At 65.0% G+C, this 6,314-nt stretch carries 8 protein-coding genes; 3 read left to right on the forward strand and 5 right to left on the reverse strand.

Annotated features, from left to right (window positions below; genetic code table 11):
• The coding region (locus QOC69_RS23265) for an AAA family ATPase (protein ID WP_526444020.1) at window positions 1-2,331 on the forward strand (2,331 nt) is incomplete at its 5' end.
• 143 nt (window positions 2,332-2,474) lie between these two features.
• Here QOC69_RS23265 and QOC69_RS23270 read toward each other — a convergent pair.
• The 5 genes from QOC69_RS23270 to QOC69_RS23290 form a co-directional block, all read right to left on the reverse strand.
• Window positions 2,475-2,687 carry a hypothetical protein gene (locus QOC69_RS23270; RefSeq protein WP_526444022.1) on the reverse strand — a complete coding sequence of 71 codons (213 nt, stop codon included), beginning with the start codon at window positions 2,685-2,687 and terminating at the stop codon, window positions 2,475-2,477.
• A 96-nt stretch (window positions 2,688-2,783) separates the two neighbouring features.
• On the reverse strand, window positions 2,784-3,086 hold the full coding sequence (locus tag QOC69_RS23275) for a hypothetical protein (protein ID WP_526444024.1): 303 nt from the start codon (window positions 3,084-3,086) through the stop codon (window positions 2,784-2,786).
• A gap of 523 nt (window positions 3,087-3,609) precedes the next feature.
• Window positions 3,610-3,969, reverse strand: a complete 360-nt coding sequence (locus QOC69_RS23280) for a hypothetical protein (RefSeq protein WP_526444026.1) — start codon at window positions 3,967-3,969, stop codon at window positions 3,610-3,612.
• Window positions 3,970-4,282: 313 nt separating this feature from the next.
• Window positions 4,283-4,528: a hypothetical protein gene (locus tag QOC69_RS23285; protein ID WP_526444028.1), complete on the reverse strand. Its 246-nt coding sequence runs from the start codon at window positions 4,526-4,528 to the stop codon at window positions 4,283-4,285.
• Between the two features lie 253 nt (window positions 4,529-4,781).
• Window positions 4,782-5,171 carry a hypothetical protein gene (locus QOC69_RS23290; RefSeq protein ID WP_526444030.1) on the reverse strand — a complete coding sequence of 130 codons (390 nt, stop codon included), beginning with the start codon at window positions 5,169-5,171 and terminating at the stop codon, window positions 4,782-4,784.
• Between the two features lie 30 nt (window positions 5,172-5,201).
• Between QOC69_RS23290 and QOC69_RS23295 the strand changes: the two genes are divergently transcribed.
• Both QOC69_RS23295 and QOC69_RS23300 read left to right on the forward strand, forming a co-directional pair.
• Window positions 5,202-5,393 carry a hypothetical protein gene (locus QOC69_RS23295; protein WP_526444032.1) on the forward strand — a complete coding sequence of 64 codons (192 nt, stop codon included), beginning with the start codon at window positions 5,202-5,204 and terminating at the stop codon, window positions 5,391-5,393.
• A gap of 41 nt (window positions 5,394-5,434) precedes the next feature.
• Window positions 5,435-6,253, forward strand: coding sequence for a hypothetical protein (locus QOC69_RS23300; protein ID WP_526444034.1), 819 nt, complete (start codon window positions 5,435-5,437; stop codon window positions 6,251-6,253).
• Window positions 6,254-6,314 lie beyond the last annotated feature (61 nt).

The following is a 6,314-nucleotide window of genomic DNA, read 5'->3' on the forward strand; positions in this document are numbered from 1 at the left end:
GGACGGCACGTGTTCCTCACCGGCAAGGCGGGCACGGGCAAGTCGACGCTGATCCGTCGATTCATCTCCGAGACCGACCGCAACGTCGTCGTCGTCGCGCCCACCGGCATCGCCGCACTGAACGTCGACGGCTACACCATCCACCGGCTGTTCAGCTTCTCGACGACGACAAGTCTCGACGACGTCCGCACCGGCCGGTACTACCCCGGCCGGTTCGCGAAGATCCTCGGCTCGCTCGATACCTTGATCGTCGACGAGGCATCGATGGTGCGCGCCGACCTGTTCGACCAGGTGGCCGCGGCACTGATGCGATTCGGTCCCGTGCCCGGCACTCCGTTCGGCGGCGTCCAGATCGTGCTGGTCGGCGACCTCTACCAGCTGCCGCCCGTGGTCCACGAGGCCGAGGCCGCGTACCTGAACGCCCGTTACGCCACCCCGTACTTCTTCTCTGCCGACAGCTTTCGGTCCGAGGAGTTCCCGACGGTGGCTCTCACCACGGTGTTCCGCCAACGGGGCGATGACCGAATGACGGCGATTCTCAACGAGATTCGCGAAGGTGTCCTGGTCGGTCATGCACGTGACCAGCTGAACGCGCGCACGGACCCGGACTTCGTCCCACCCGACGACGAGTTCTGGCTCACGCTGGCGCCGACCAACCGACTGGTGACCGCCAGGAATCGGCAGCGCCTGGAGCGGTTGCCCGGCGACGAGATCACCTACCTCGCCAGGCGATCCGGCGACCTCAGTCTGTTCGATCCGCCGGTGGAGGACGAGCTGCGGTTCAAGGTCGGCGCGCAGATCATGATGCTGAACAACGACCAGTTCGATCGGTGGGTCAACGGCACGCTCGGTCGGGTGACCGCCGCCAGGATGGACGACGGGCTGGTCGTCACCGTCGAGTTCACCAACGGCGACGCCGCGGACGTCAGGCCCTTCACCTGGGAGGCGACCAGGCCGGTGGTCGACGGTGGGTCGCTGCGCCGCGAGGTCATCGGCACCTACACGCAGCTGCCGTTCAAGTTGGCGTGGGCGATCACCATCCACAAGAGCCAGGGCCAGACGCTCGAGCGCATGGTCGTCGACCTCAGCGGCGGCATGTTCTCGTTCGGCCAGCTCTACGTCGCGCTCAGCCGGTGCACGTCGATGAACGGGCTCGTGCTCAAACGTCCGGTGCTACCGAAGGATCTGAAGACCGACAAGCGCGTCGTCCGGTTCCTGCGTCAGGCGGTCGCCGACGAACGATCCCGCCGGTACTGCGGGATCGGCATTCTCACCGTCGGGGACGAAGGCCGGATATCGCGGCCCCGGCCGGTGGAGCTCGCGGTCGCGTTCGACGACGGCACCGCGGTCAGCACCCTGATCAACCCACAACGGGATCTCGCCGATGCCAGGCAGTCCTACGGCATCACCGTCTCCGACGTGCTGCTCGCTCCGACGTTGGCCGAGGCGTGGGAGGTCATCGCGCCGATGCTGGCCGGCTGCACACCGGTCGGCGTCGGGATCGATGACACGCTCGGCCTCATCGACTTCGAACTCAAGCGTCTCGGGCTCGTCGTGGCCCTGCCGCTGGGTGCGGACGTGCCGCGCTCGGTGCTCGGCGCCGAGCACCACCGTGGGTTGGCGGCCGGCGCGGCGCTCGAGCGGGCCCGCGCCGCGCTCGACGCGTTCTCCCGTTCGGGCTCAGGGGATTCGGCATCATCGGCTTTCGACGAACCCGACCCTGGAGAATCGTTCTCGGGACATCTCGTCAGTCGTACCCCCGACGTGGCGACCCCGGCGTCGGTTCACCTGCCAGGCTTGTCGGCACTACTCGACGTCAGCCGTGGCGTCGGCGCGACACTGCTGGGACATGGCGCCTCTTGGGCGGCGGGCGACGGTGCAGGCGCGGATACGCCGTGGCACTCGGCGGCCCGATACTCGGTAGCCGACCAGTTGAGGGGCGCCGCGGTGCGGGCACCCCTGACCACGGAGTCCGTGGCGCGCCTGCGCCAAGTCGAAGAGCTGTTGGGCGTCGCGATCATCGACGACTCGGTGGAGTCCGCGATCGTCGGCGACGACATCGCCGCCGCCCTGGTGCCGGGTGCCCGCGTGTGCTTCACCGGCACTGCCGAAGACGCGCAGGGCCGGGTGGTCGAGCGCGACGAGATGCGGCGCCTGGCCACTTCGGCGGGGCTCTTGCCAGTGCCGTCGGTGACGAAGACGCGCTGCGAGGTTCTGATCACCGCCGAGGTCGGCAGCCAGTCCGGCAAGGCGCGCAAGGCACTTGAGTGGGGCAAGCCCGTGTTCTCCGCTGCCGAGTTCTTCGCGTGGCTCGCCGGCGTCGAGCCCTAGATCGCCATCCCGCCATCTCGATGTCCACAGTTCGGGGGCAGGCTCAGTGCAGCGTCATCAGCGTCCCGGCTTGCCCTGCGCCCCAAAACCATAGCGCTTAGAGCGGGACTAAGAGCATCCCTGCCCTAAGCGCGCGGTCGTTGTCAGCGGTGGTGGTGGTACAGCAGGGCACCCGAGTCCCCGCCGAATGGCTGTTGGTTCTGGGCGGCCTCTTGCGCGGCTGTCCCGGGTGTAGCGGTGACTTCGGCATTTCCCGGGCTCTGCTGCACGGTTGCGTCGGCCGCGGCGATCGGTGCCAGTCCAATGGCTGCCGCGGATACGGCGATGGCCAGTGGCGCGACGTATCGCAGATTCATTATTCTTCTCCTTATTTGGTGACATCGCCTACAGGCGATGCCGGCTGAAAATCGGGTCCCGGCGGCGTACTCGCGTCAGCTCGGGCAAGCATCGGGTCAGACGGCGCCGCCGGTGTGCGGGCTGGCGACTGGCCCGGACGACATTCCGGAATTCCACGTCGCGAGTCCGTATGGGACGAGCGGGTCAAGGCGATGTGTGAGCAGCCGATCCGCGCCGGGCCGTAGGCGCTGGTAATCCCCGGCGCAGTACGGCGAGGTACCACTAGCCGGCGGAGTGATACCGATGAACTGTGCGCCGACACCGACCGCAGCTGCGGCCACCATGGCTGCCGCGGTTCCTGCCGCCGGGTGCGCCCGCCGTCGGCTGCGCGTCGAGCGGCCTGCGCTGACCGTAGTCATCGTTTCCTCCACATGCTTTTTCGCCTCGGTATGTATCTCAAGACTGCTCGAAGCGGGCAGCTTTGTCGTCGGTGCTAGCCACCAAATTTGTTGAGGAGAACCGGAACTCCCGCATGGTGGTTAGCTGGAATGCTCGTTGCCACCCCAAGCGAGTTCTTCGATTGCGTGACGACACACTCCCCATCACCTGACCGCGGTTGTCCACGGTCGCGTTATTCCCCAGGGGTATGTGCGGTTTGGGGAGCTGCTCGACGTTAGGGGCGCTTGACCCGGTTGACAGTGCCAGGAATGACACTCGAATTGGATTCGGGGGCGCCTGGCGCCCGTACCGGACAGCCACCTCACTGACCGGCGACCCCTCCAACACCTCCAGAGCAGTTCGAAACCACTACTCTACCAACCACTCCCGATCACCGGGCTGCGCTCCATCTGACACGGCGAGCAAGCATCACCAGCCCGGGCCGGCAGCAGTCAAGAAGGTCCCGAGAACAAAGTGTCAATTAGGTCCTGAGCCCCCACAGAATCAGTCAGACAGACGACTACCTGTTGCTGTGTCGAACACATGCAGGTTGCGCGGATCGGTGGTGATGTACATCATCTCGCCCTTGTTCGGATGGTTTCGACCACTCGCCCGGATGGTGATGTTGCGGGACGTGCCCCCGATGACGCCGGTGCCGTAGACGAATGCGTCGGCGCCGAGGTCCTCAACGACATCCACACGCACGGGCAGTCCGTCCTCGCTGCCGATTCCGTCATCGCGAATCTCGAGGTGAAGGTTGGTGCCCGTGGCTTGTGCGCACACCTCGACAACTGATGCTCGTGCGTGTTTGGCCACGTTGGTGAGGGTCGCGACCACGACGTAGTAGGCGCCCACTTCTTTCAACCGACATTTCTCCTCGAGGCGCCTCTTCCGAGTACGCGCGAGATACTCTCACCGATGCAGATCGAGATCGATATCGGTCCATCTCAACGCCGCCAGGTCGCGCCAACGAAGTCCGCAGTACCCGGCAACACCGATTGGGACCTGGGTCTCTCCTGGAATCGAATTGTGCTGCAAGCTGCCAGAGTTCAGTGTGCGTGAGCGGCGGGGGCTCAATCCGTTAGGAAAGAGACCGCACCGTCCAACCTCAACAGCCCGAAGGGGGCGTTCACCGCAGCTCGCGCAGCCAGGGATCAGGGCGTAGAGGTGCGCCCGTTTACGTCGCCAGGCCGAGGGCCAGCGCGAAGTCCTGTACCGCCAGATCGGGCATTCCTCCGGGGTGGTGATGAACATCGGGCGGGGAAGCCGTGATCGGAACATTGCCGGACAGGCAGACGATTCCCGAGCCGTTCCCGTTGCAGGACTGCTGATCTGTTGCGAATGCCGTCGGTGCGGCGGCGATCGCCACCGCGGCAGCACCCGCCGCCAACGGTAGTGCGATGTACTGCAGTTTCATGCGCATGGTGGTTCTCCTTGAGGTTTTGGATTATGTGTAGTTGCCCGTACAGAATTAGCCTCACCCAGCACCGCTGAGAATCCGTTGAGGGCCACTGAAACCCGTTGGGCATCCATCAACACGCCATGAGCTTTAATCGTGCCTTACCTGGCCGGCATGCAGAGGTTCTGCGTTGGACGTGATACGGCGCGGTAGGGGCCACATCAATGCCCCGACACCGTCGGGCAAAGCAGCAGTCTTACCGAACCGTCATCGACCGCTACCGGTGCCCGCCGCCGTGGAACCCGCCGCCGAGCAGAAAGGCGTCGCCCCGAGGGCGGACGTCGTCCTCGCACAGGTCGCGTAGTTCGGGGGCCGCGCTGATACCGGTTCCATGGTGCTCGCGCAACCGGTCGGCGAACACGCAATGTGGTTCGACGAAGTAGGTCAGCACGTCAGGGATGGCCCGCAGGCAATGCGGCTCCATCGGCGCCACGACCAGCGCCGCTGCCCGGTGCTCGATGCCCGATGCGTCCACGATGGCGGCCTCGCCCCGCATGCCGATGGCGATCTGGAAGGCGGCGTGACGATGCACGTGGCCAACCGTCGTTGCGCCTCGGTACACCGCATAGCCCGCGCCGATGGAGAATGGAGGCACCAAACCGTCCACCTGTGCACCTCCTGTGTCGTCATCGACACGATGATCGCACCTGCCGGAAATATCAGTTGCTACAAAGGCAATGCAGAGGCTATTCGCATCGGTCGGCGCTTGCGTCTGGTGGTGCAGGGTGGCATGGTCGCGACTAACCCATCCGGCCTGGGTGGTTACTTGGGTGGCGATCCGGCCGCCGATCAACGTTTCGTTCAAGGTGGAGCACCGCCCAGTGACTGACCCTGCTCGTTTCGCGTACCGGTATCGGTCGGTCGCCGAGGATGTCTGACGCGCAAGCCGGCAAGCAGCTGACTCGCTCACCGCAGCAATATGCCTACGACCTGTCAGATGCCGAGCGGAACGAGCTCACGCGGGAATTCCTCGGGGCGAAGGCCATTCTCGTTCGCGACCGGTTCGCATGTTTTCAGATCGAGGGAACCGATCCCTTTGCGAACATCGCCCGCCAGGTCGAGCGCGAGGTCTTCGAAGACACGTGGGGCAACGATTCGGTGACCATGAAGACGGAATACGGCCCCTACGACGAGAGCAGTGTCTTCTTCGTCGTCATGGATACGAAGGCGAAGGTGCCTGCGGGCGTGCTGCGCATGATCCGCAACTCGCCTGCTGGTCTCAAGACGATCGTCGACCTGGACGACATCATCAAGTCTCCGATTGCCCCGATCGCCATCGCTGTCGACGACATCATGCGGCACCACAGGATTGACGACCTCGATCGGTGCTGGGACGGCGCAACCGCGGCAATACCGCGTCGCTACCGGCGCAAGCTGGCGGCCGTACACGTGCAGATCTTGCGCGTCGTGGGTGCGGCGGCAATCCGCGAGGACATTCAGCACTTCGTTGCGGTGTTGGATGCGCCCGTCTTCAGAGCGGCGCGAGACGTCCTTGGACTGCCCCTCGTTCCGCTGGCAGGCACGCCACCGTTCACGCACATGGATGCGCCAGACAACCAGGCCGTCTATGCGCACGTTTCGTCGCTCCTGAATAGCACACTGACTGGGAATCGCAAGGTCGGTCAGAAGGTCAGGGACTGCTTTGCCGAGAGAGCCTTCCCCGGTCTGGAAATCGCCCTCGAGAGATGACGTGGCACTAACCGTCGATCTCACCGATGTCGTGCGGGAGTACCGCGCGGGTGGACACACG

Origin of the sequence: Mycobacterium sp. (assembly GCF_032162105.1) — a bacterium.
GTDB lineage: Bacteria > Actinomycetota > Actinomycetes > Mycobacteriales > Mycobacteriaceae > Mycobacterium.

What these genes read in the sequence shown, in the direction of transcription:
- QOC69_RS23270 (WP_526444022.1), bottom strand. Translation starts at nt 2,687, where the DNA reads ATGAATCTGCGATACGTCGCGCCACTGGCCATCGCCGTATCCGCGGCA.
- QOC69_RS23275 (WP_526444024.1), bottom strand. Translation starts at nt 3,086, where the DNA reads ATGACTACGGTCAGCGCAGGCCGCTCGACGCGCAGCCGACGGCGGGCG.
- QOC69_RS23285 (WP_526444028.1), bottom strand. Translation starts at nt 4,528, where the DNA reads ATGCGCATGAAACTGCAGTACATCGCACTACCGTTGGCGGCGGGTGCT.
- QOC69_RS23295 (WP_526444032.1), top strand. Translation starts at nt 5,202, where the DNA reads ATGATCGCACCTGCCGGAAATATCAGTTGCTACAAAGGCAATGCAGAG.
- QOC69_RS23300 (WP_526444034.1), top strand. Translation starts at nt 5,435, where the DNA reads ATGTCTGACGCGCAAGCCGGCAAGCAGCTGACTCGCTCACCGCAGCAA.